At 45.2% G+C, this 22,895-nt stretch carries 20 protein-coding genes; all 20 read left to right on the forward strand.

The genetic code is table 11. The features are described from left to right. The first annotated feature begins 653 nt into the window (after positions 1 to 653). The 20 genes from L5L77_RS04275 (at position 654) to L5L77_RS04370 (ending at position 22,807) form a co-directional block, all read left to right on the forward strand. Entirely contained in the window at positions 654 to 1,109 is a 456-nt protein-coding gene (locus L5L77_RS04275; RefSeq protein ID WP_028761762.1) for a hypothetical protein, read from the forward strand. Between the two features lie 268 nt (positions 1,110 to 1,377). Then, positions 1,378 to 2,862 (forward strand): NAD(P)H-hydrate dehydratase, encoded by a 1,485-nt coding sequence (locus L5L77_RS04280; RefSeq protein ID WP_263222141.1) that lies wholly within the window; start codon positions 1,378 to 1,380, stop codon positions 2,860 to 2,862. Between the two features lie 102 nt (positions 2,863 to 2,964). Then, positions 2,965 to 3,423 (forward strand): tRNA (adenosine(37)-N6)-threonylcarbamoyltransferase complex ATPase subunit type 1 TsaE, encoded by a 459-nt coding sequence (gene tsaE / locus L5L77_RS04285; RefSeq protein WP_263222143.1) that lies wholly within the window; start codon positions 2,965 to 2,967, stop codon positions 3,421 to 3,423. Between the two features lie 8 nt (positions 3,424 to 3,431). Continuing rightward, complete coding sequence (locus tag L5L77_RS04290) at positions 3,432 to 4,889, forward strand: N-acetylmuramoyl-L-alanine amidase (RefSeq protein ID WP_263222145.1); 1,458 nt, start codon at positions 3,432 to 3,434, stop codon at positions 4,887 to 4,889. 13 nt (positions 4,890 to 4,902) lie between these two features. Next, complete coding sequence (gene mutL / locus L5L77_RS04295; protein WP_411569228.1) at positions 4,903 to 6,816, forward strand: DNA mismatch repair endonuclease MutL; 1,914 nt, start codon at positions 4,903 to 4,905, stop codon at positions 6,814 to 6,816. Next, entirely contained in the window at positions 6,809 to 7,735 is a 927-nt protein-coding gene (miaA, locus tag L5L77_RS04300; RefSeq protein WP_263222149.1) for a tRNA (adenosine(37)-N6)-dimethylallyltransferase MiaA, read from the forward strand. Before mutL ends, miaA begins: the two co-directional genes overlap by 8 nt. Positions 7,736 to 7,827: 92 nt before the next feature. Beyond that, positions 7,828 to 8,100, forward strand: coding sequence for an RNA chaperone Hfq (gene hfq, locus L5L77_RS04305; RefSeq protein ID WP_006084207.1), 273 nt, complete (start codon positions 7,828 to 7,830; stop codon positions 8,098 to 8,100). A 23-nt stretch (positions 8,101 to 8,123) separates the two neighbouring features. Then, on the forward strand, positions 8,124 to 9,431 hold the full coding sequence (gene hflX, locus L5L77_RS04310) for a ribosome rescue GTPase HflX (RefSeq protein ID WP_028761769.1): 1,308 nt from the start codon (positions 8,124 to 8,126) through the stop codon (positions 9,429 to 9,431). Positions 9,432 to 9,467: 36 nt separating this feature from the next. Further along, complete coding sequence (hflK, locus tag L5L77_RS04315; RefSeq protein ID WP_028761770.1) at positions 9,468 to 10,607, forward strand: FtsH protease activity modulator HflK; 1,140 nt, start codon at positions 9,468 to 9,470, stop codon at positions 10,605 to 10,607. Between the two features lie 3 nt (positions 10,608 to 10,610). Continuing rightward, positions 10,611 to 11,504 carry a protease modulator HflC gene (gene hflC / locus L5L77_RS04320; RefSeq protein ID WP_113939145.1) on the forward strand — a complete coding sequence of 298 codons (894 nt, stop codon included), beginning with the start codon at positions 10,611 to 10,613 and terminating at the stop codon, positions 11,502 to 11,504. A gap of 370 nt (positions 11,505 to 11,874) precedes the next feature. Then, positions 11,875 to 12,465, forward strand: a complete 591-nt coding sequence (petA, locus tag L5L77_RS04325) for a ubiquinol-cytochrome c reductase iron-sulfur subunit (protein ID WP_006080059.1) — start codon at positions 11,875 to 11,877, stop codon at positions 12,463 to 12,465. Beyond that, the gene (locus tag L5L77_RS04330) at positions 12,465 to 13,679 is read left to right on the forward strand and encodes a cytochrome b (protein WP_105250274.1); all 1,215 of its coding nucleotides are present in this window, start codon (positions 12,465 to 12,467) and stop codon (positions 13,677 to 13,679) included. The genes petA and L5L77_RS04330 overlap by 1 nt, the downstream gene beginning before the upstream one ends. Further along, entirely contained in the window at positions 13,679 to 14,377 is a 699-nt protein-coding gene (locus L5L77_RS04335) for a cytochrome c1 (protein WP_105250273.1), read from the forward strand. Before L5L77_RS04330 ends, L5L77_RS04335 begins: the two co-directional genes overlap by 1 nt. Positions 14,378 to 14,473: 96 nt before the next feature. Then, positions 14,474 to 15,103, forward strand: a complete 630-nt coding sequence (sspA, locus tag L5L77_RS04340) for a stringent starvation protein SspA (RefSeq protein WP_006080065.1) — start codon at positions 14,474 to 14,476, stop codon at positions 15,101 to 15,103. Continuing rightward, entirely contained in the window at positions 15,103 to 15,540 is a 438-nt protein-coding gene (locus L5L77_RS04345) for a ClpXP protease specificity-enhancing factor (protein WP_263192085.1), read from the forward strand. Before sspA ends, L5L77_RS04345 begins: the two co-directional genes overlap by 1 nt. Before the next feature lie 179 nt (positions 15,541 to 15,719). After that, positions 15,720 to 16,304, forward strand: coding sequence for an anthranilate synthase component II (locus L5L77_RS04350; protein WP_263192086.1), 585 nt, complete (start codon positions 15,720 to 15,722; stop codon positions 16,302 to 16,304). Between the two features lie 179 nt (positions 16,305 to 16,483). After that, positions 16,484 to 18,964, forward strand: a complete 2,481-nt coding sequence (locus L5L77_RS04355) for a prolyl oligopeptidase family serine peptidase (RefSeq protein ID WP_263222151.1) — start codon at positions 16,484 to 16,486, stop codon at positions 18,962 to 18,964. Positions 18,965 to 19,169: 205 nt separating this feature from the next. Next, positions 19,170 to 20,315: an HDOD domain-containing protein gene (locus tag L5L77_RS04360; protein WP_263192090.1), complete on the forward strand. Its 1,146-nt coding sequence runs from the start codon at positions 19,170 to 19,172 to the stop codon at positions 20,313 to 20,315. 54 nt (positions 20,316 to 20,369) lie between these two features. Continuing rightward, entirely contained in the window at positions 20,370 to 21,281 is a 912-nt protein-coding gene (locus L5L77_RS04365) for an alpha/beta hydrolase (RefSeq protein WP_263184501.1), read from the forward strand. Positions 21,282 to 21,589: 308 nt separating this feature from the next. After that, positions 21,590 to 22,807 (forward strand): aspartate aminotransferase family protein, encoded by a 1,218-nt coding sequence (locus L5L77_RS04370; protein WP_105250267.1) that lies wholly within the window; start codon positions 21,590 to 21,592, stop codon positions 22,805 to 22,807. The last annotated feature ends 88 nt before the right edge of the window (positions 22,808 to 22,895 follow it).

Here is a 22,895-nt window from a genome sequence, read left to right on the forward strand (position 1 = left end):
ATTTCCTAAATATTCCACTATCAGATTACTCAATTGACATTAGATCAGTTGCGGACTTGATATGGCGATACCTTCTTTTTTTGCCAAGGTATAGGTCATCGGTTCGAACCGCTCTTGATCAAAATCATGTCGCTCCAATTTCGATAAATCCCTCCAAAATTATTTTATCCAACATCATTTCAATCGTGTAGCTCATATTGCTATTACTTACAATGCTTAGCCGTTGACTAAGGCATAGATCATTGCTCGAACCTCTCCCTATCAAAATCATTTCGCTGTACTTCCGTTAAACTCCCCAACAGCTACTTTTTCACATCATTCCCTCAATTAGTTCGTCTATATTTTGTCTTGATTCACTGCCATCTACCTCAAGCACTCTATCTCAGATTCACCATGCACAACCAAAGACTTACGAATACCCTTTGGGAAAAGTGCGTTGAGATCTCTTTTGGCTTTTCTCTTTTATATAAAACAGTGTGATAGGATTTAGATGCGTGATCTATAGCGTGTTTCTTCAAGTTTTCCTAAATTAGATAGCTGCGTGAAAGTTAAATTATGACCTTGTTCAAATATTCTTAACGCTTTTACTCACATAATGGAATTAGACAAAATTAATAGCGCCAAGTAGTTGGCCTGACAATGGAGTGCATTATATGCGTATTCAACAATTACGTGATCTACTCGAGTATGTGGCAAATTGCCGCTTAGATATGGCGCAACTCTATGGCCGACTCAACAATCAAGCTGACTCGGCTCGTGTGAAAATGATGTTGGAGTATTTTGAATCACACCAAAAAACCATGGCAGAAAAACTGCGTGATTATATGGATGAAGCACCACATCGTATTCTTGATACTTGGTATAAAGACTTCACTTTTGAAGACTTTACTAAGCGTTGCCAAGATACTATGTTGCCCGCAAACATGAATGAAGATGATGTGCTCAACTTACATTTAGACCTAGAGAATCGTCTGATTGGTTTGTTAGAAAAAACAGTTAACTCAACCACGGCGGAAGATGCGCGCAATGCGTTAGCCAATTTGATCCGAGTAGAGAAAACTCAGCAGCAACGTCTAGTCCATAGTACGATTCGGATGGACGATATCTAAACCGTCATTTCTTCTTGATTCTCAAAGCCAGCCCAGTGCTGGCTTTGGTTTTTATGTCGACTTTGTATCGGCCACTTTTACTCTACTTTGCTCCATTTGGGCGGGTTTCTGCGCCTGAACTGATTTACGTCATAATTTCTCGCTGCTTTTTTTGCTACTTTCTTGATCTATTGGCTGATTTTTATTGGCCTTGCTCAATTCTGCCAAGACTTCTATGGTGAGATTACTCATTATGAAATGGAGTCATTGGTGTCTAAGGAGATCCTTCATGGCACAAGATCTATCGCAATTTCCCAAAGCTCTATACACCCAAACACAAGTTCGCGAAGCGGAACTGAGTGCAGTGTCTCAGGGAGTATCTAGTCTCTATGAATTGGTCGAGCGTGCTGGCGCGGCGGCTTTTGAGTGTTTAGCGAAACATAGCTCCGAAGTCTTACCTGTGTTAATTCTTGCTGGCAGCGGTAACAATGGTGCCGATGCCTTAGTGTGCGCTCGTCTAGCCCGTGCCAGTGGTATGGACGTTTCTGTGATGATGACGTCAGCGTCAGGCACGCCTGAGTGTCAGCAAGCATTGACCCATTATCTTGCTGAAGGTGGAAAATTACTGCCGTTAGAGGTTGAACCTATTCTCGCAGCGAAAATCATAGTCGATGGTCTGTTAGGTACGGGTGTACGTGATGCTGTGCGCGACGATATGGCTAAATATATCCGTGCCATCAATGACAATTCGGCTTGGGTATTGAGCCTTGATTTACCCTCTGGAGTCATTGCTGATACAGGCGCCGTAGTAGGTGTTGCTGTGATGGCGGATATTACCTTATGTTTTGGTGGTGTAAAGCAAGGTGTGTTAACAGGTAAGGCGCGGCATTACAGTGGCGAGCTTGAATTTGCAGATTTAGGATTAACGCCTTTCTTTGCTGAAGCGAGCGCACAAAGAGTTGGAAGAGAGACTCTTAAGGACTATTTTGCCGCCCGAGCACGGGATAGCCATAAAGGCCAATCGGGCAAAGTCACTGTCATCGGCGGTGATATAGGCATGGCTGGGGCTGTGAGACTGGCAAGTGAGGCTTGCCTACGTGCAGGCGCGGGATTAGTCACGGTGATCAGTCGACCTGAGCATCAACTGACGGTGAATGTCTCCCGTCCTGAACTGATGTTTTGGGGTTGTGATTTAGTCGATATGGAAGTGTATCTGCGCCTTGGTTGGGCGCAGGTTATCGTGCTTGGCCCTGGTTTAGGTAAGCATGACTGGGGGTATAATTTGTTTAAAGCCGTGGGCTTGAGCGATAAGCCTTGTGTTTTAGATGCCGATGCGTTGAATCTGCTCAGTAATGAACCAAGGCGCCAAGCGAATTGGGTACTAACACCACATCCGGGCGAGGCCGCGCGTTTACTTGGTTGTACCGTGGTCGATATTGAACTGGATAGATTTGCCGCTGTTCGCGCTATACAGCAAAAGTACGGCGGCGTTGTATTGCTAAAGGGCGCAGGAACGGTCATTTTTGATGGTCAGCAAATGGTAGTGGCACCAGTCGGCAACCCTGGGCTTGCCAGTGGTGGGTGTGGCGATGTGTTATCTGGTATTATAGGCGCGCTCATGGCTCAGGGAATGGATAATATGCAGGCAACTGTGCTTGGCGTAGTCGTACATGGTTGCGCCGCTGATCTTGCGGCAATACAGGGAGAACGGGGTATGTTAGCGAGCGATTTAATGCCTTTTATTCGCCAATTAGTGAATAGTGATTTACTCTAGGCGGAATGTGAGACTCAAGCGGGGCTGGACTTTGTTATGTGCCCTGTGCCTTTTTAGGATTGAGTCGCTTCTCCATCAATAACAGCAGTGATATAAGCGGATATGACAGAGTTAACTTTTTTCTTAGACAACGAAGACGACACTATTGCGGTTGGGCAAAAATTAGCCCGCCATGTTCAAGCGCCTTTGACTCTGCATCTTACGGGTGATTTAGGCGCCGGTAAAACGACGCTGAGTCGCGGCTTAATTCAAGGTTTGGGCCATAAAGGGGCAGTTAAAAGCCCGACTTACACTTTAGTTGAACCATATGAGCTAGAGGGTGTCGAAGTTTATCATTTTGATTTGTATCGTTTAAACGATCCAGAAGAACTCGAGTTTATGGGGATCCGTGATTACTTCACGGATAAGAGTCTGTGCATTGTTGAATGGCCAGATAAGGGAGAGGGTTTACTGCCCGCTGCCGATGTCCATATGCATTTAAGTTATCAAAATAATGGGCGTGAAATACGCATAGAGGCCTTGTCAGAGCCAGGTGAAAAGTTATTAAAAGCGATAAAATAAAAACTAAAATGATAAAAAATAACCCTTATTTTCAAATTATTATTCTTTCTTTATGTTCTTTTTTATCTGTGGCGGCCTATGCGGCTAATCAGTTAGAAAGCGTACGCATTTGGGCTGCGCCTGAGTCGACTCGAATCGTGTTTGACTTAAGTGAAGCGCCTGATTACACCTATTTCTCTTTAGATGGCCCTAATCGCTTAGTGGTGGATTTAAAAAAGACCACTGCTAAAGTTGTGCTTAAAAATCTTGAAAACAACAGTAAGTTGGTTAAGGGCGTGCGGGTCAGTAAGTCACCGACTAAAGGTGATTTGCGTTTAGTGATCGATCTCGTAAAACCATTGAATGCAAGCTTGTTTTCTTTGCCTGTTACTGCGCCCTATGGCAATCGTCTAGTGGTTGATTTAGAAGATAAAACGTTAACTACTGCAACGGCTATCGTGTCATCTACACCCGTTAAAACTGTCACCCAAGCGGCGCAATCATCCCGCGATATTGTCATTGCTATTGATGCGGGTCATGGTGGCGACGATCCTGGCTCCATTGGTCCTTCTGGTGTTTATGAAAAAAAGGTCGCCCTAGAAATCGCCAGACGTGTTTCCAGCAAGATCAATGACACGCCAGGCATGCGTGCTGTGATGATCCGTACTGGTGATTATTTTGTGAATTTAAATAAACGCTCTGAACTGGCGCGCAACAGTAAGGCGGATCTGCTGATTTCTATCCATGCGGATGCCTTTACCTCGCCCAATCCACGTGGCGCCTCCGTATGGGTGCTATCAATGCGTCGTGCTAATAGTGAAATTGGTCGTTGGTTAGAGCAAAAAGAGAAACACTCTGAGCTGCTGGGCGGCGCGGGTGAGATTATCCAAAACACTGATAATGAACAGTATTTGGCCATGACGCTGCTCGATATGTCAATGAACAGTTCGATGGCAATTGGCCATTCTGTAGCGGGGGATATTTTAAAAGATTTAGGTGGCGTGACTCAATTGCATAAAAGTCGCCCTGAGTCCGCGAGTTTAGCCGTGCTGAAGTCACCGGATATTCCTTCAATCTTGGTTGAAACGGGCTTTATTTCAAACCCTAAAGAAGAGCGTTTACTGTCGAGTAGTCGCCATCAAGAGAGCATTGCCAATGCTATTTATAAGGGGGTGAGCCGTTACTATCATAACAATCCGCCAGCGGATACTTTGCTTGCCCAAAGAAGGGGAGGAAGCTCTAGCAGTGCTAAGCCAGCCAAAACCACAGCAAAAGCATCAGCAGAAAGAACGTCAACTGAAAGAACGCCTACAGCCTATGTTGGTGATGCGGTATCGACAAAGGTTAAACATAAGGTCCGTCGCGGAGAATCTTTATCTGCAATCGCGCAACGTTATAGTGTGCCTATGTCCAGCATCAAACAAGCGAATGGAATGAAGTCCGATGTGGTGCAGTTAGGGCAAACGTTAGTTATACCCCAGAGTTAAATAGGAAAGCATGATGGGCATTCAGATCCTGCCTCCGCAATTAGCCAACCAAATTGCGGCGGGGGAAGTGGTTGAGAGACCCGCTTCCGTAGTCAAAGAATTGGTCGAGAATAGCCTCGACGCAGGAGCGAGCCGAGTCGATATTGAAATCGACAAAGGCGGCAGCAAGCTGATTAAAATTCGCGATAACGGCTCTGGCATACCTAAAGATGAACTCGCGCTAGCCTTATCGCGTCACGCGACCTCAAAGCTGCACACTTTAGATGATCTTGAAGCGATCCTTAGTTTTGGTTTCCGTGGTGAAGCGCTAGCCAGTATCAGCTCAGTCTCACGTTTAACTTTAACGTCACGCACGGCTGAGCAAACCGAAGCATGGCAAGCCCATGCTGAAGGTGCCGACATGGCAGTTAAAGTGATGCCCGCCGCGCATCCAGTTGGTTCGACGATTGAAGTGGTGGATTTATTCTTTAATACACCGGCTCGTAGACGCTTTTTAAAGAGTGACAAAACCGAATTTACCCATATCGATGAATGGTTAAAGCGCATTGCATTAGTGCGCGGCGATATCCATTTCACGCTGACGCATAACGGCAAGACAGTACGTAATTATCGTCCCGCCATGAATGAAGCCCAGTATTTGCAACGTTTGACGCAAGTGTGTGGCCGTCCATTTGCCGAGCAAGCGCTTAAGATTGAATGCCAACACGATGATTTGCGCCTCAGTGGCTATTTGCAGTCACCTTGGTCACCGGTTATCAGCGATACCCATTACTTTTATGTCAATGGACGCCTTATCCGTGACCGCTTAGTTAACCATGCGGTGCGTCAAGCCTTTGCTCAAAAAGCAGAACTTGAACAACCCGGCTACGTGCTGATGTTGGATATCGATCCCCATCAAGTGGATGTTAACGTGCATCCTGCTAAGCATGAGGTGCGATTCCATCAGAGTCGCTATGTGCATGATTATATTCTGCAAGCATTGCAATCGGCGCTGGAAGAAGCAGGAGAGCTCAACTTTGTTCACTCTAGCTCTTTGGATGAGGTTGAAGATGTGTTTGTGGATGCCCCGATAAGCGCCACTGAAATCTCAGCCCCTTTTATACTTGGCGCTGATTCAGCTCAAGTTAATGCGCAAACTGATACACTTGAGTCTGCTCAAGATACAGTTGCCCCTGCCGTTCAAATAAAGTCTCTAGTCGCAGGACGAGAAGGCGCCAGTTTTGGCACTCAAACGAATGCTTTTGGCAGCATGACAACGCCAAGGGACAGCAGCCGTGGCAGTTATTCTGCAGGTGAATCTCGACAACGTACTGAATTACCGTCAAAGGCGGCAATAGCAAGTTATGGTGCTTTACTGCAAACCCCTTCTTACAGTGTAAAAGATCAAGATTATCAGTCTGTGTTACCTATGCCATCGATATTAGATGGGCAATATTGGGTGATGACGTCGGAAGATAAACTCAGTCTATTATCAATAAAATCAGTAGCATTGGCGACGCGATGCCAAGAGATTGAAGCTAAGCTAGCGACGGGGTTAATTGGTCAGCCTTTATTGATGCCAGTGTCTGTCGCGGCTGATGCTGATTGGCAGGCTGTGCTCACTGAACACGACACGCTGATCCGCCAATTAGGTTTAGAACTAACAATTCGTTACCAGCAGTTGATTATTAAAAAAGTGCCCCCATATATCAGAGAGAGCCAGTTAGCCAAAGTGATCCCTGAATGGCTACAATCGCTGCGTTTTGAAACACCTGCGCCGAGCGCATTGGCATTTTGGTTGGCAAAACACAGTTTAACGGGATTCGTTTCGGCACCAGAAATCTGGGCAGCATTTTCGCAGTTAGCTGAAGAGAAAAAACAGCTTATTGCCAACAAAGCGATATTCTTACCTTGGCAATCGTGGCTAGAAGAGCAAGCAAGTGAATAAAGAATTACAGCCTAAAGTGTTATTTTTGATGGGGCCAACGGCCTCAGGTAAGACAGCTTTAGCATTAGAATTGGCCGAAAAGCATAACTGTGAAATTATTTCGGTCGATTCGGCATTAATTTATCGTGGTATGGACATTGGCAGTGCCAAACCTTCAACAGACGAACTGGCTCGCGGGCCGCACAGATTAATTGATATTCGTGATCCCAGTGAAAGCTATTCGGCAGCCGACTTTAGAGCCGATGCCATAGCCCAGATAGAAGAGATTGTCAGCATGGGGAAAACGCCAGTATTAGTTGGCGGAACCATGATGTATTTCAAAGCGTTACTCGAAGGTTTGTCACCTTTGCCGAGTGCGGACGACGCCATTAGGGCCGAGATCCAAGCGGAGGCGGATGAAAAGGGATGGGAAGTGCTGCATGACCAATTAAGGGAGATAGATCCCGTGTCTGCAGAAAGAATTCATCCTAATGATCCACAAAGACTTTCAAGAGCGCTGGAAGTCTATAGAATAAGCGGCAAGAGCATGACTGAGTTGACTCAGACCAAGTCAGCTCCCTTGCCTTATGACGTAGTGCAGTTTGCTATTGCACCGCGCGAGCGCAAAGTGTTACATGACTTAATAGCGCAACGTTTTGCGATTATGCTCAAACAGGGCTTTATTGAGGAAGTCACAGAGCTAAAAGCCCGTGGAGACTTGCATTTAGACTTGCCTTCAATGCGTTGTGTCGGTTATCGACAGTGCTGGCAATACCTAGATGGTGAGTTTGACTATGATACTATGGTCGAAAAAGCGGTTGCTGCTACTAGGCAATTGGCTAAGCGTCAATTAACATGGTTGCGGAGTTGGCCAGAGTTGAATTGGCTTGAAAGTGGTGCTGAGGGGAATTTAGTTATACTTATGCGTCAATGCCGCTAGCTTATTAGCCCTTGCTGTATAATACTAAAACTAAACAAAAAACTATCACTGATATCGATTTATTTTATATAAATTAAAAAGGAAATAATAAAATGGCTAAGGGGCAATCTTTACAAGACCCATTTTTGAACGCATTGCGTCGCGAGCGCGTTCCTGTATCAATTTACTTGGTTAACGGCATTAAACTCCAAGGACAGGTAGAGTCGTTTGATCAATTTGTCATTCTGTTGAAAAATACAGTGAGCCAAATGGTTTATAAACACGCTATTTCTACTGTCGTGCCAGCACGCCCATTCAACGTTACTGGTCACCAAAATGCCCAAGGCGGATATGGTGCTCAAGATGATGCGCCTAGTGGCGAATAATTATTATCTGAGGAGTTTGCTTCTTGTTTGATCGTTATGAGGCGGGAGAAACTGCGGTTCTTGTCCATATCGACTTTTCCGATGAGGAACGCCGAGAAGATTTAGTCGAGCTGCAGCTATTAGTAGAATCAGCTGGGGCAAGATCAGTCGGGGTGATTACTGGAAGTCGACGTTCACCGGATCGCAAATTTTTTGTGGGTTCTGGTAAAGCCGAAGAGTTAGCTGCATTAGTGGCGGCGACTGAAGCCAATGTGGTGATTTTTAATCATGCATTGAGTCCAGCCCAAGAGCGTAATCTTGAGCAAGTGTGTCAGTGTCGTGTGCTCGACCGTACGACACTTATTCTCGATATTTTTGCCCAAAGAGCGCGAACTCACGAAGGTAAGTTACAGGTGGAGCTAGCGCAATTGCGCCATATGTCGACTCGCCTGATCCGTGGTTGGACGCATCTTGAAAGGCAAAAGGGCGGTATTGGTTTACGTGGTCCAGGGGAAACCCAGCTCGAAACCGATAGACGTTTGCTCAGAGGACGAATTAAAAATATCAACAAACGCTTAGAGCGAGTTGATAAGCAACGTGAACAGAGTCGACGTGCACGTAAGCGTAGTGATTTGTCGACAGTTTCATTAGTCGGCTACACAAACGCGGGTAAATCAACGCTGTTTAATGCTCTAACATCATCTGATGTTTATGCTGCAGATCAGCTATTTGCCACACTCGATCCTACGCTAAGAAAGTTAGATTTACCTGATGGTGCCGTGATATTAGCGGATACTGTAGGGTTTATTCGTCATTTGCCCCATGATCTCGTTGCTGCATTTAAGGCAACCTTACAAGAGACAAGGCAAGCTGAGTTATTACTACACATAGTTGATTGTGCAGATGAAAACATGGCGGATAATTTTGATCAGGTTCAATCTGTACTGAAAGACATCCAAGCCGATGAAGTCATGCAACTCGTGGTCTGTAACAAAATCGATTTACTCGAAGATGTGACGCCAAGAATTGAATATAACGACATAGGCAAACCCGTTCGAGTTTGGGTTTCAGCACAGAAGCGTTTAGGATTTGATTTGCTATTGAAAGCCATCACTGAGCTTATTGGTGAGGTGATTAAAGAGCTAACACTTAGAATTCCGGCAACTGCTGGACATTATCTTGGCCAGTTTTATCGACTGGATGCGATACAGCAGAAAGAGTACGACGATCTGGGGAACTGTATTTTGTCTGTTCGTTTATCGGACGCCGATTGGCGCCGATTAACAAAACAGAGTCAGGGTGAGTTAGAAACCTTCATCTTCGAAGATTCGATAGATGAAGCTGTTTGTTAATAATCTAATTTATTTCATCCACTTATGGAGTGCTAAATGGCTTGGAACGAGCCCGGTAACAAGGGTAATGATCCTTGGGGAAATAAAGGTGGTAACGACAAAGGACCACCGGACCTTGACGAGGTTTTTCGTAATCTTTCAAAGCGCTTTGGCGGCAAAGGAAATGGCTCAGGCCAGTCTTTTAGTTCGTTTAGCCTAATCATCATTCTTGCTGTTGCTGTAGTTGTTTGGGGACTTTCGGGTTTTTATACAATTAAAGAAGCTGAGCGTGGTGTGGCACTGCGATTTGGTAAACACGCTGGCGAAATTGGCCCTGGACTTCATTGGAAAGCCACATTTATCGACCAAATTTATCCCGTCGACATTCAATCGGTTCGCTCTATTCCTGCGTCTGGTAGCATGCTGACATCCGATGAAAACGTCGTGAAAGTTGAGCTTGATGTTCAGTATCGTATTTTAGATGCTTACTCATATCTATTTAGTGCCGTCGATGCGAACGCCAGTTTGCGTGAAGCGACTGACAGTGCACTGCGTTATGTCATTGGACATAACAAGATGGATGATATTCTGACTACGGGCCGTGATGCTATTCGTCGCGATACTTGGAAAGAGTTAGAGCGCATTCTTGAACCGTACAAATTGGGTCTTGCTGTTGTTGACGTTAACTTCTTACCGGCCCGTCCGCCAGAAGAAGTGAAAGACGCCTTCGATGATGCGATTTCTGCCCAAGAAGATGAACAACGTTTTATTCGTGAAGCTGAAGCTTATGCCCGTGAAATTGAACCAAAAGCTCGTGGTGAAGTTGAACGTATGGCGCAACAAGCGAATGCTTACAAAGAGCGTGAAGTCTTAGAAGCTCGCGGTAAAGTGGCTCGTTTTGAGTTGTTATTACCAGAGTATCAAGCTGCGCCTGAAGTGACTCGTAAGCGTTTGTATCTTGATACAATGCAGCAAGTGATGACAGATACGAATAAAGTGCTGATTGATGCTAAGAACAACGGCAACTTAATGTACCTACCGCTAGATAAGTTAATTCAGCAGAAGCCTGCGACAAATGAGCTGGAAGCTAAGCCACAGCAAAATGTTAATTCTTCATCTGTATCAACGACTCGCGCGAATGAGCCTTTGAGTGGACGTCCATCCCGCGATGATCGTACTCGCCAAGGGAGGGAGTAATCCATGGGTAGATTAAGCGTTATTCTTATCGCCGTGCTCTTAGGTATTGGTTTGTCATCTTTAATGGTGGTGAATGAAGGCGAGCGCGCTATTGTGGCGCGTTTCGGTGAAATTTTAAAAGACGACGTTGACGGTAAGCAAGTCACCCGCGTCTACGGCCCAGGCCTGCACATGAAAGTGCCTGTGATCGATAAAGTAAAATTACTCGATGCTCGTATTCAAACACTTGATGGTGCAGCTGATCGTTTTGTAACTTCAGAGAAGAAAGACCTTATGGTCGATTCCTATGTGAAGTGGCGCATTATGGATTTCGAAAAATATTACCTGTCTACAAACGGTGGTATTAAGTCGAATGCAGAATCGCTATTACAACGTAAGATCAACAACGATTTACGCACAGAGTTTGGTCGTCGCACTATTAGAGAGATTGTTTCTGGTAAGCGTGATGAACTGCAAAATGATGCGTTATCCAATGCCTCAGAAAGTGCAAAAGACTTAGGTATTGAAGTTGTTGATGTGCGTGTAAAGCAAATCAATCTACCGGCTAACGTCAGTAACAGTATTTACCAGCGTATGCGTGCAGAGCGTCAAGCTGTGGCAAAAGAGCATAGAGCGCAAGGTAAAGAACAGTCTGAAATTATTCGTGCAACAATAGATGCTAATGTGACGGTGAAGATTGCCGAAGCTGAACGTAAAGCCTTAACCATTCGAGGTGAAGGGGATGCGTTAGCAGCGAAGATATATTCTGATGCTTACAACAAAGATGCTGAGTTCTTCGGTTTTGTTCGTAGCTTAGAGGCTTATCGAGCCAGCTTCTCAGGCAAGTCCGATATTATGGTGTTAGAGCCTGATAGCGAGTTCTTCAAGTATATGAAGAGCACTGCACCTAAGAAGTAATGCATTAAAAGTATTGATTGAATAGGTCCTGTTACTCAGGGCCTATTTTTTTATCTGGCGATTGTTAACTTAGTTTGAAAAGTCTGGGCTAATTTATATTAGCGATGCATGCTTTATGCCGATGTCACAGACAAGAAGCTTAAAATATGATCCAAATGAATTAAAATGGGTTAATAGTTGGGTCTTTTTTAGGCTTTTTTTAAAAAACACGCAATCTCCCTAACTTACTTGCGTGTTTTCACTATGATCTGCTTCTAATTTTTAGCTATAATGAGCCCCGCTTCAAACTTCGATTTTTGACCCTAGTGATGACTAAGGGCTGAAAGTCTTTGAAATATAAAAATTCCAACACCCTCTGGGAGATAAGTGGATGAGCAATGCGCCAGTCGATACCGGACGTCGCAGATTCCTGACAGCCGCAACCGCCGTAGTAGGTGGTGCTGGTGCCGTCGCTGTAGCGGTTCCTTTCATCAAGTCATGGAATCCGAGTGCCAAAGCGAAAGCTGCAGGTGCACCGGTCGAAGTAAATATCAGTAAAGTAGAGCCAGGTCAGCTGATCCGTGTTGAGTGGCGTGGAAAACCTGTATGGGTTGTCCGTCGCACAGATGCTGTGATCAATGAACTGCCAACACATGATGATAAGTTAAGAGATCCTGCTTCTGCTGAGATGCAGCAGCCTGATTATGCAACAAATCCTTTGCGCTCAATCAAGCCAGAGTATTTTATTGCTGTCGGTATTTGTACCCACCTCGGATGTTCACCTACTTATTTGCCAGATTCATTTGGTGAGCAAGTTGAAGGTGTCACTTCTGGTTTCTTCTGTCCATGTCATGGCTCTAAGTTCGATATGGCTGGTCGCGTTTTCCAAGGCGTACCTGCTCCATTGAACCTAGTTATCCCTCCACATCAATATGTTGATGATGGCACCGTGATTATCGGTGTAGATAAAGGAGTGGCGTAATGGTTAAGAATTTAATTAATTGGATTGATGCGCGTATCCCAATGACGGCGACTTATAACCGTCACGTGGGCCAGTACGCTACGCCAACTAACTTTAACTTTTGGTATTTTTTCGGTTCGCTAGCGATGTTGGTATTGGTTAACCAATTACTGACAGGTATCTGGTTGACGATGAACTATGTACCAACAGCAGAAGGCGCATTTGCCTCTGTTGAATACATAATGCGTGATGTTGAATACGGTTGGTTACTGCGTTATATGCACTCAACGGGTGCATCAGCCTTCTTCGTTGTGATCTATCTGCACATGTTCCGTGGTTTAATTTACGGTTCATATCAGAAGCCTAGAGAACTACTGTGGCTGTTCGGTATGTTAATTTTCCTCGTGCTGATGGCCGAAGCCTTTATGGGTTATTTGCTGCCATGGGGTCAAATGTCATATTGGGGCGCGCAGGTAATTATCTCTCTGTTCGGTGCGATTCCAGTTATTGGTGACGACTTAACCCTGTGGATCCGTGGTGACTACGTGATCTCTGGCGCAACGCTGAACCGTTTCTTTGCGCTGCACGTTATTGCTCTGCCGCTAGTATTAGTCGTACTCGTGTTTTTACACTTAATTGCGCTGCATGAAGTGGGTTCTAACAACCCTGACGGTATCGAAATCAAGAAGAACAAAGACGAAAATGGCTGGCCAGTTGACGGTATTCCATTCCACCCATATTACACTGTAAAAGACATCATGGGCGTCGCGGGCTTCCTGATAGTGTTCTGCTATGTGTTGTTCTTTATTCCTGAAGGCGGTGGTTACTTCCTTGAAAAGCCAAACTTTGAAGCGGCTAACTCGATGAAGACTCCTGAACACATTGCACCCGTTTGGTACTTTACTCCTTTTTACGCCATTTTACGTGCTGTGCCTGATAAATTGGGTGGCGTGATAATGATGGGTCTGTCGATTGCAGTGCTGTTCGTATTGCCTTGGTTAGATCGCTGTAAAGTGAAGTCAGTTCGCTACCGTAGTACGCTACATAAGCTGAATATTGCCCAATTTGCTATATCTTTCATAGTATTGGGTTATTTAGGGGTAGTGCCTGCCACACCGACGCTGACGATAGTTGCACAGGTGTTTACTTTCACTTACTTTGGTTTCTTTGTGGCGCTGTGGGTATACAGCAAGAATGAAAAAACTAAACCTGTTCCAGCGAGGTTGACACACTAATGAAAAAATTATTGATTGCATTAGTTACCTTGTTGCCGACGTTGGCTATGGCCGCGAGCGGACATAAAATTCATTTAGAAGATGCCAATGTTGATCTGCATGATAAAGCTTCTTTAGAGCGTGGTGTGGACCTGTTCCAACATTACTGTTCTGGTTGCCACAGCACTCAGTATCAACGTTATGAACGTGTAGCGACCGATATCGGTATCTCTGCGGATGATATGCGTAATAAGTATATGTTCACCGATGCTAAAATTGGTGAGTTGATGCAAAACGCTATTCCACCTAAAGATGCTGCTAAATGGTTTGGTGCTACACCGCCAGACTTAACTTTAGTTGCTCGTGTGCGTGGTGAAGATTGGGTTTATTCCTATCTGAAAGGCTTCTATAAAGATCCAAGTCGCCCATTTGGTGTGAATAACACAGTATTCCCATCTGTTGGTATGCCACATGTACTCGAAGAGTTACAAGGCACACCAGTTAAACAAGAAGATGGCACTATTGTGGTGACTGGCGGTAAATTGAATGCGGAAGAATACGACCAAGCAGTACGTGATATCACAGGCTTCTTAGTTTATTCGGCTGAACCTGTTAAGCTAGAGCGTCAAGCTATGGGCTGGTGGGTACTCGGATTCCTATTTATATTCTTTATTGTGGCCTACCTCTTGAAGAAAGAGTATTGGAAAGATGTACACTAGGCACCAATAACGGGTAAAATGTAATATCCGCATAGTGTAAACGGGGGGCTTTGCCCCTCGTTTACTTTTGTTTTATTTCGATTCTGGAGGGTATCAATGGCTGTTGCTGCCAACAAACGCTCTATCATGACACTGTTTTCAGGTGCTGATGATCTGTATAGCCATCAAGTACGTATCGTGTTAGCTGAGAAAGGGGTTACTGTTGATGTTTTACAGGTCGACCCTAACGAAATGCCTGAGGATTTGCTCGAAGTAAATCCATATAACTCAGTGCCCACTTTGGTAGACCGTGAACTCGTTTTATACGAATCACGCATTATCATGGAATATTTGGATGAGCGTTTTCCTCATCCGCCTTTGATGCCAGTTTATCCTGTGTCTCGCGGCCAAAGCCGTTTGATGATGCATCGCATCGATACTGACTGGTATTCGCTCGTTGACCGTATCCGTAAAGGTGATCGTGTTGAAGCGGCTCGTAAAGAGTTGACTGAAAGCCTGATCGCAATTGCGCCTATCTTCGGTGAAGTGCCTTACTTCATGAGCGAAGAATTTGGTCTAGCGGATTGCTACCTTGGCCCATTGTTGTGGCGCTTACCTGTATTAGGTATTGAGCTAGATAGCCGTGTAGCTAAAGATATCAAAGCGTATATGACACGTATTTTTGAGCGTGAATCGTTTAAAGCTTCTTTAACTGAAGCCGAACGCGAAATGCGTATGGGTATGTAATGAAACCTTTGACTCCAAATCGTCCTTATTTACTAAGGGCTTACTATGATTGGTTGATGGACAACCAATTGACTCCTCACGTTGTGGTTGATGCTTTTGTTGAAGGCACTCAAGTACCGCAGCAATACGTGAAGGATGGCCAGATAGTGTTGAATATTGCTGCTGGCGCAGTGGGCAATTTGCAAATTAGCAATGAGTGTGTGGAGTTCAATGCGCGTTTTGGTGGTGTTCCTCAGCAGGTGATGTTGCCAATGGCGGCGATTGTCGCTATTTATGCCCGTGAAAACGGTGCTGGCACTGTCTTCGATATCGAAGATGCTTACCTGATGGACGATGAAGTCGATTCATCTTTATCTGTTGTTGAAACAACAGATAAAGCGTTTGAACCGACAGATGAGCCTCCTAAGCGTCGCAGTCATTTAACTGTGGTTAAATAACTGTGGTGAAATGCCCAAGTCGTTTAAAAACTAAGCCAGTCTAATGACTGGCTTTTTTGTCGCTGTATTTTAATCCCCACAATTGGTTAAACCTTAAGTACAAGGTGTGATAGCATTTGCGCCCGCATTCATCCGTTAGATATGCGTTACCTTTACCCATTTAGACCAATGGATCTTGTATGTTGCTAATAATCGATAATTACGACTCTTTCACCTTTAACTTAGTGCAGTATTTTCAGCAGCTAGGGCAAGAGATAGTGGTTAAGCGTAATGACGAAATTAGCCTAGCCGACATAGAGGCGCTTGCGCCGACTCATCTGGTGATTTCGCCCGGACCTTGCACACCTAATGAGGCGGGGATCTCCCTCGCGGCGATTGAACATTTTGCTGCGCGCATGCCAATCTTAGGTGTCTGTTTAGGGCATCAGGCGATGGCACAGGTTTTTGGTTCCAATGTAGTGCGTGCCGAACGGGTAATGCATGGCAAGGTCAGTGCCATTACGCACACTGGCCAGCGGTTATTTAAGGGATTAAATCAGCCTTTAACCGTGACACGTTATCACTCGTTACTGGTTGATGCTGTGCCTGAAGGTTTTGTACTCGATGCTTGGTTTGACGATGCAATTCACGGCCGAGAAATCATGGCCATGAGCCATCAAGACTTACCGCTTTATGGGGTGCAATTTCATCCCGAATCAATTCTCACCGAGCAAGGTCTCGAACTGTTAGCCAATTTTTTAGCGCAACCGGCTGTGCCCGTATAATTTCCTCGCCTTAAAAACTCTCCACACTATCAATTTCTGTTACAAGATTTATCCTTCTTTTAAGCAAGTTTAGCGATTAACTATGCTATAACTGCCGCAAAACTACGCGAATAGGCGAAACCAGCAGATAAGTAGACTGGGTCATTTAGCCATTGCGATAACAATAAAAGGAAGGATAAATGAGAAGCGTAATGCGAAATTTGGGTTTTAGTGCGTTAGCGGTTGCCGTATTGGCAGGGTGCGCAGCGACATCGACTGAAACTGCAACTCCCGTAATAGCTCCGCCAGCATTCCAAGTTCCCTTAGCCCAACCGCCACAAGTTTCACAGGCGCTTACGCTTAATCAAATTATGGCAAATCCTGATTGGATGGGGATCTTTGCCAAAGAGGCTTACTGGAGCGACGATAGCCAAAGCGTGCTATTTGCCCGCCAAGCGAGTGCTTCACCTCTGCGTAGCTATTATCAGCAAGGCATCAATGACAGCCGCGCCGTCGAGCTAGCTCTCGATAAGTTATATGCGGCAGATCAGCAGTTTGGCGTGTTTGATCGCACTAAGTCCCACAAGGCTTACCTATATCAAGGCAACATTTTTGTTAAGCAATTAAGCACGGGTAAGATCAGCCAATTGACTCGCCAGCGCACCGCCATCGATGGTGTGCGTTATCTCAATAATGGCGATATTGCCTATTGGCAGGGCGACAATGTTTTCCAAATTCATCAAGATTCAGGCTTAGTCGAGCAACTTGCTGAAATTAAAATGGCGAAAGCACCAGAAGCGGTAAAAGAGCCGACGTCTTATATTGCGAAACAACAGCACAGATTGATTCAGTATGTAGCGATGCAGCAAGAAAATGCTAAAGCTAAAGCGCAGTACCAAGATGAATTACAAAAAAACGATCCAACGCTCGCCGCCAGCACTTGGTATTTAGGCGATAGCGAAGTGGTGTCAGAGCTGAGTTTATCACCCGATGGCCGCTATATTTTAGTTGCGCTTACAGATAAAAATTACACAGGTAGCAGCGAACACGACATCATGCCTAATTACTTAGGTAGCGAAGGTTATATCGACCCTGTGCCAGTGCGTGCGCGCGTGGCTGAAGATACGCCACCAGGGCAACGTTTTGTTGTGCTTGATTTAAAACAACATAAAAAAGTCGATATCACAATCGAGGGCCTTACTGGTTTTGATGAAGATGTGCTAGCCAAAGTGAAAGCTGAAAATGCTAAAGCGAAAGGCGAAACTTATCAAAGTACTAAATCGCCACGTAAAATTCAGTTGATGCAGGATTGGGGCTGGACTCAGAGTGCGATTCAATGGCATGAGTCGGAAAATAAATTAGCCCTGATGCTAGAAGCAACTGATAACAAAGATCGCTGGATCGCCAGTGTCGATCTTGCTAAGGGTAAATTCATTACCGAACATCGTTTGCATGATGATGCATGGGTGAATTACGACTACAACCAATTCGGTTGGTTACCGGATACGGATACCTTGTATTACTTGTCAGAAGAGTCCGGTTATTCGCAGCTTTATATTAAAGCTCAAGGCGAAAAGCCGCGTGCGTTAACCCAAGGCAAGTTTGTGGTGAGTGATATTACGCTGTCACCGGATGCCAATTACATCTATTACAAAGCGAACCAGAGTCACCCCGGCATTTATAACGTTCACCGCGTGAATCTTGCCACAGGTAAAAATGAGCAACTAACCCAGTGGGATGGCAACTTAGATTACAGCTTAAGCCCCGATGGCACTCAGCTATTACTCAATGCCTCACGCCGTACTCAGCCAAATGAGCTTTATGTTCAACCTATTGGCGGCGAGTTAAAGCAGCTGACGTCTTATACCAGTGATGCCTTCAAAAATTACCCATGGCAAGCGCCAGAAGTGGTAGCTGTACCTTCAAATCATGGTGCTGGCAATGTGTACGCTCGAGTTTATCTGCCGCAAGGCTATGATAAGTCCCGCGCTGAGAAATATCCTGCGGTTATTTTCAATCACGGCGCAGGTTATCTGCAGAATGCCGATTATGGTTTTAGCGGTTATTTTCGCGAGTTTATGTTCCACAACCTGCTGACTCAACAAGGTTATGTTGTGATGGACATGGATTACCGTGGCTCTAAAGGTTACGGCCGAGATTGGCGCACCGCTATTTATCGCAATATGGGTCATCCAGAAGTGGAAGACTTAAAGGATGGCGTAACGTGGATGGCGACTCATACCCATGTCGATACTAAGCGTGTCGGTACTTATGGTGGCTCTTACGGTGGATTCTTAACGTTTATGTCTTTGTTTACCGCGCCGGACTTGTTCCAAGCTGGAGCTGCATTGCGTCCTGTGGCGGACTGGGCACATTATAATGCGCCTTATACCTCTAATATCTTAAATACGCCTGATGTCGATCCTATCGCCTATGAGCGCAGCTCTCCGATTGAGCATGCCCAAGGATTAACTAAACCACTGCTTATCATGAGTGGCGTAATGGACGACAACGTTTTCTTCCAAGACAGTGTGCGTATGGTACAGCGCCTCATTGAACTGGAAAAACCAACCTTTGAAATGGCGATTTATCCTGTTGAGCCCCATGGTTTCCGTCAACCTTCTAGCTGGTTAGATGAATACCGCCGCATCTATAAGTTATTTGAACAAGAACTTAAATAATTCAGTTCGATTTCTTTTAAAGGTCTCCTAGTCGAGGCCTTTTTATTGGGTAACTGACTAGGAAATATCCGATATAACTCTTTGTTTGCGTTCTGCGACTTTGCATTATTGCTAAGATTAAGTGTATGTGCTGAAATTGTAATGATTTTGAGAGTTTGATTGTGTTGACGTCACTCGGGCATTAGCGATATAGGAAAGATTTATAGTGGCGATTTCGGTTGCGGGCGGTGTAAGACCCGGCAAAATTATAGAGATAGAACATAGACTCTATCAACAATTGATCCTCGGAAAGCAAAAAGCGAGCCCGACTCTTTTGGATGAACTCGACCTTGAATTAGAGGCCGATGCAAATAAGTTAGATGTTGAACGCGAAGCCATTTTGGTGCGTTTGATGAAACAAATTAAAGCTAAAGAAGTGTTTGAAGCCGTATCGAGCCAGTTGCATGAAACTGTCATTAACGCCATCGAGCATCAACTCGCGTCCCCTGAATCTGTTTTGGCTAAGTCAGATATCAATGAGTCGCAAATCCTCTTGTTGGAATTATTGCTGGCAAAAAATCTCGATGCAACGCGATTAAGGCCATTGATCAGTAGCTTAAATTGGTTGTGCCGCGACTTAACCAACATGGTCAACAGCCCATCTTTTCGCGCTCGCCGGTCTCAGAGCTCAGATGTGCGGGTCACTGATATCAAATTAGTGATGAATTACATCGGTATCGAAAACCTTCGCACCATTATCCCTTACTTTTGTTTGCGAAATTGGCTTCCTAGTGGCAATGCTAAGTTGTTATGGACTACCCGTAAATTATGGCGCTACAGCATAGTCAGTGGCATAGCGGCAAATGCTTTAGCTCAGCTTCATAATACTGACTCAGCCTTGGTTTATAGTAGTGCCTTACTTAATCAGTTAGGCACATCCGTTGTATTGAGTTTAAGTGCCCGTTTATTCGACCAAACATGGGGATCTTGGATAAGAGAAGCCAGTAGCAGCCGTGATAAGGAAGTGTATGATGCGGTGATTGCCACTGAGTTTCCTGCTAAGGCCGTGTTTGAACAAGTGTTAAGCCATGGCCTTAAACTTAATTGGCAATTATTAGAGTTACTTAAGTTTGAAGCGAGTCCCTTAACTCGGTTGTTAAAGGAGTTAGACCAAACCTTAAGCTATCGAGAATTGTCGCCTCAGTCGGCATTAGTCGCGCGGGCAAACTGTTATGCTAAGGTGGTATTGCTCGAAGAAATGCGTCAAATCGATCCCCAAGAAAAGCGCTTAATGTTTGATTATTATGAGTTAAATGAGCAAGAAGTACTGCGCTTAAAAGCACAAAACTATAGGAAGTTAGATCTGCTGTAATCCTCGGTCTGCTACGTAGCGCCATGATTGCGGCGTTTAAGTAGAGGAAGGGATATGCCAAGTTGGCAAGCATCTGTACTAAATACCATTTTATCCTATGTCGCTAGGCCATCCATCAGTCGTGGACAGGCCAAAATGCCCTTAGCGCAAGTGCGTGAAAAGTTGCTTGAGCTTGATAGACGTTGGCTCCCTTGGCCGGATAAGTTAGTCAGCGCTACCATCCCCTTACAACACTCAAACTTGTTACATTATGTGCTTCTCAACGAACCTTCTCGCCTTGGAAGTCTGTTTTATATCCGTGGCGGAGGCTTCTGTTTTAAAACGCCCCATGCCCATGCAAGACTGGTCGCAGATATCTGCCAGCGTTGTCAATTAGATGCTTATATTCCTGATTATCGTCTCGCACCTGAGTATCCTTTCCCCGCGCCATTTGATGATGTACTTGAAGCCTATAGACGGTTAATTGAGCTGAAAGGCACGGAGAATTTGATCCTCATGGGTGACTCGGCGGGCGGCAATTTAGCCTTGAGCTTGTTGCTGGAATTAAAGCGTTTAGCCCTGCCTTTACCGACCGCCTGTATCTTGCTATCGCCCGCGTTAGACTTAGCACTTACGGGGGATACTGAGTTGATACTCGCAGCCGACGATCCCTTCTTCACCATAGAGGCATTGCTGCGCTTACGTGGCGCTTATCTTGCGGGGGCCGATCCTATGTCGGCAAAAGTTTCCCCCTTACAGGGGAACTTGGCAGACCTGCCGCCTATCTTAGTGATTGCGGGTACGCGGGAGCTATTATTGCAAGATTCTGAACGTTTAGTCGCCCAAATAAAAGCCTGTGGTGGTGAGATAACGGGCTGCTTTTACCCTAACATGCCCCATGTGTTTCCTCTGTTCAATTTATTACCCGAAGCCCTTGAAGTGAGGTCGAAAATTGGCCATTTTGTACTTTCACTCTTGATTCGTTAAAATGGTGTAGTTATTCACATTCAGTGAATAGCTAGCAAAATGAGGGGCAAATAACTTTTTTTCTGACTAATTATGCTGCAAGCCATGGGCTTAACCGCTTGTATAGTTCTTAAACTGCAATCTTTATGCACTTTGGATGGAAGTGCGTGGATTGATGTTTGTGAAAAACTGGTATTTTGATCACATTTTCGCTAATAATGGTTATTAATAGACACAAGCAATCCCAGTATCACTAACTCTAGATAAAGATACCTATGGGACTCTGACGGTGCAAGGCGCCGTTAAACAAACACAAAGGACGAAGAAGAATGAGCGTTGATATGAAGTTGGACCGTGCCCAGTTTGACGCAGTGATGGTGCCTAATTATGCGCCTGCTGCCGTGATCCCTGTTCGTGGCGAAGGAAGCCGAGTTTGGGACCAAGAGGGCAACGAGTTTATCGATTTTGCTGGCGGTATTGCGGTAAATTGCTTAGGTCACTGTCATCCTGCCCTTGTGAATGCCCTAAAGACACAAGGTGAAAAATTATGGCATCTGTCAAACGTAATGACGAATGAGCCAGCCTTAGCATTAGCGACTAAATTAGTTAATAGCACGTTTGCCGACAAAGTGTATTTTGCCAACTCTGGCGCCGAAGCCAACGAAGCCGCATTAAAACTTGCCCGTCGTTATGCCTTAGAAAAACATGGCGTTGAGAAAGATGAAATCATAGCGTTCGATAAAGCTTTCCACGGCCGTACATTCTTCACCGTCAGTGTAGGTGGACAAGCTGCCTATTCCGATGGTTTTGGTCCTAAGCCGCAGAGCATTACTCACCTGCCATTTAACGATGTTGCCGCCTTAGAAGCCGCAGTGACGGACAAGACTTGCGCCATCATGCTTGAGCCGCTGCAAGGCGAGGGCGGTATTATTGATGCCGATCCTGCATTCCTAAAAGCCGTGCGTGAATTGGCTAATAAGCACAATGCACTAGTCATTTTTGATGAAGTCCAAACGGGTGTGGGCCGTACTGGTGAACTGTACGCTTACATGGGTACTGAAATCGTGCCTGACATCTTAACCACAGCTAAAGCGCTCGGTGGTGGTTTCCCTATTGCAGCTATGCTGACAACCGCTGAAATTGCCGAGCATTTAAAAGTGGGCACTCACGGTTCTACCTACGGTGGTAACCCGTTAGCCTGCGCTATCGGTAATGCTGTATTAGATGTAGTGAACACACCTGAAGTGTTAGATGGCGTAAAACATCGCGAGCAGTTATTGCGTGATGGTTTGAACAAAATCAATGAAAAATATCATGTTTTTTCAGAAGTACGCGGTAAAGGTTTACTCTTAGGGGCCGTTCTTAATGAACAATACCAAGGTCGTTCACGCGACTTTTTGGTGGCCTCTGTCGCTGAAGGCTTAATGAGCCTGATGGCGGGTGCTAACGTGGTGCGTTTTGCTCCTTCTCTGGTGATCCCTGAGGCAGATATTGCTGAAGGTCTAGCTCGTTTTGAACGTGCTGTGGCGAGCATAGCTGCCGCCTAAATGACCAAAGGAGTGCTGAATTTATTCGCACTCCTTTTTTGTCAGGGAATACTTACCTGCATCACTGCCTGTCTTTTTGAAGAGAGGT

The organism is Shewanella sp. SM29, from assembly GCF_025654245.1.
GTDB lineage: Bacteria > Pseudomonadota > Gammaproteobacteria > Enterobacterales > Shewanellaceae > Shewanella > Shewanella oncorhynchi.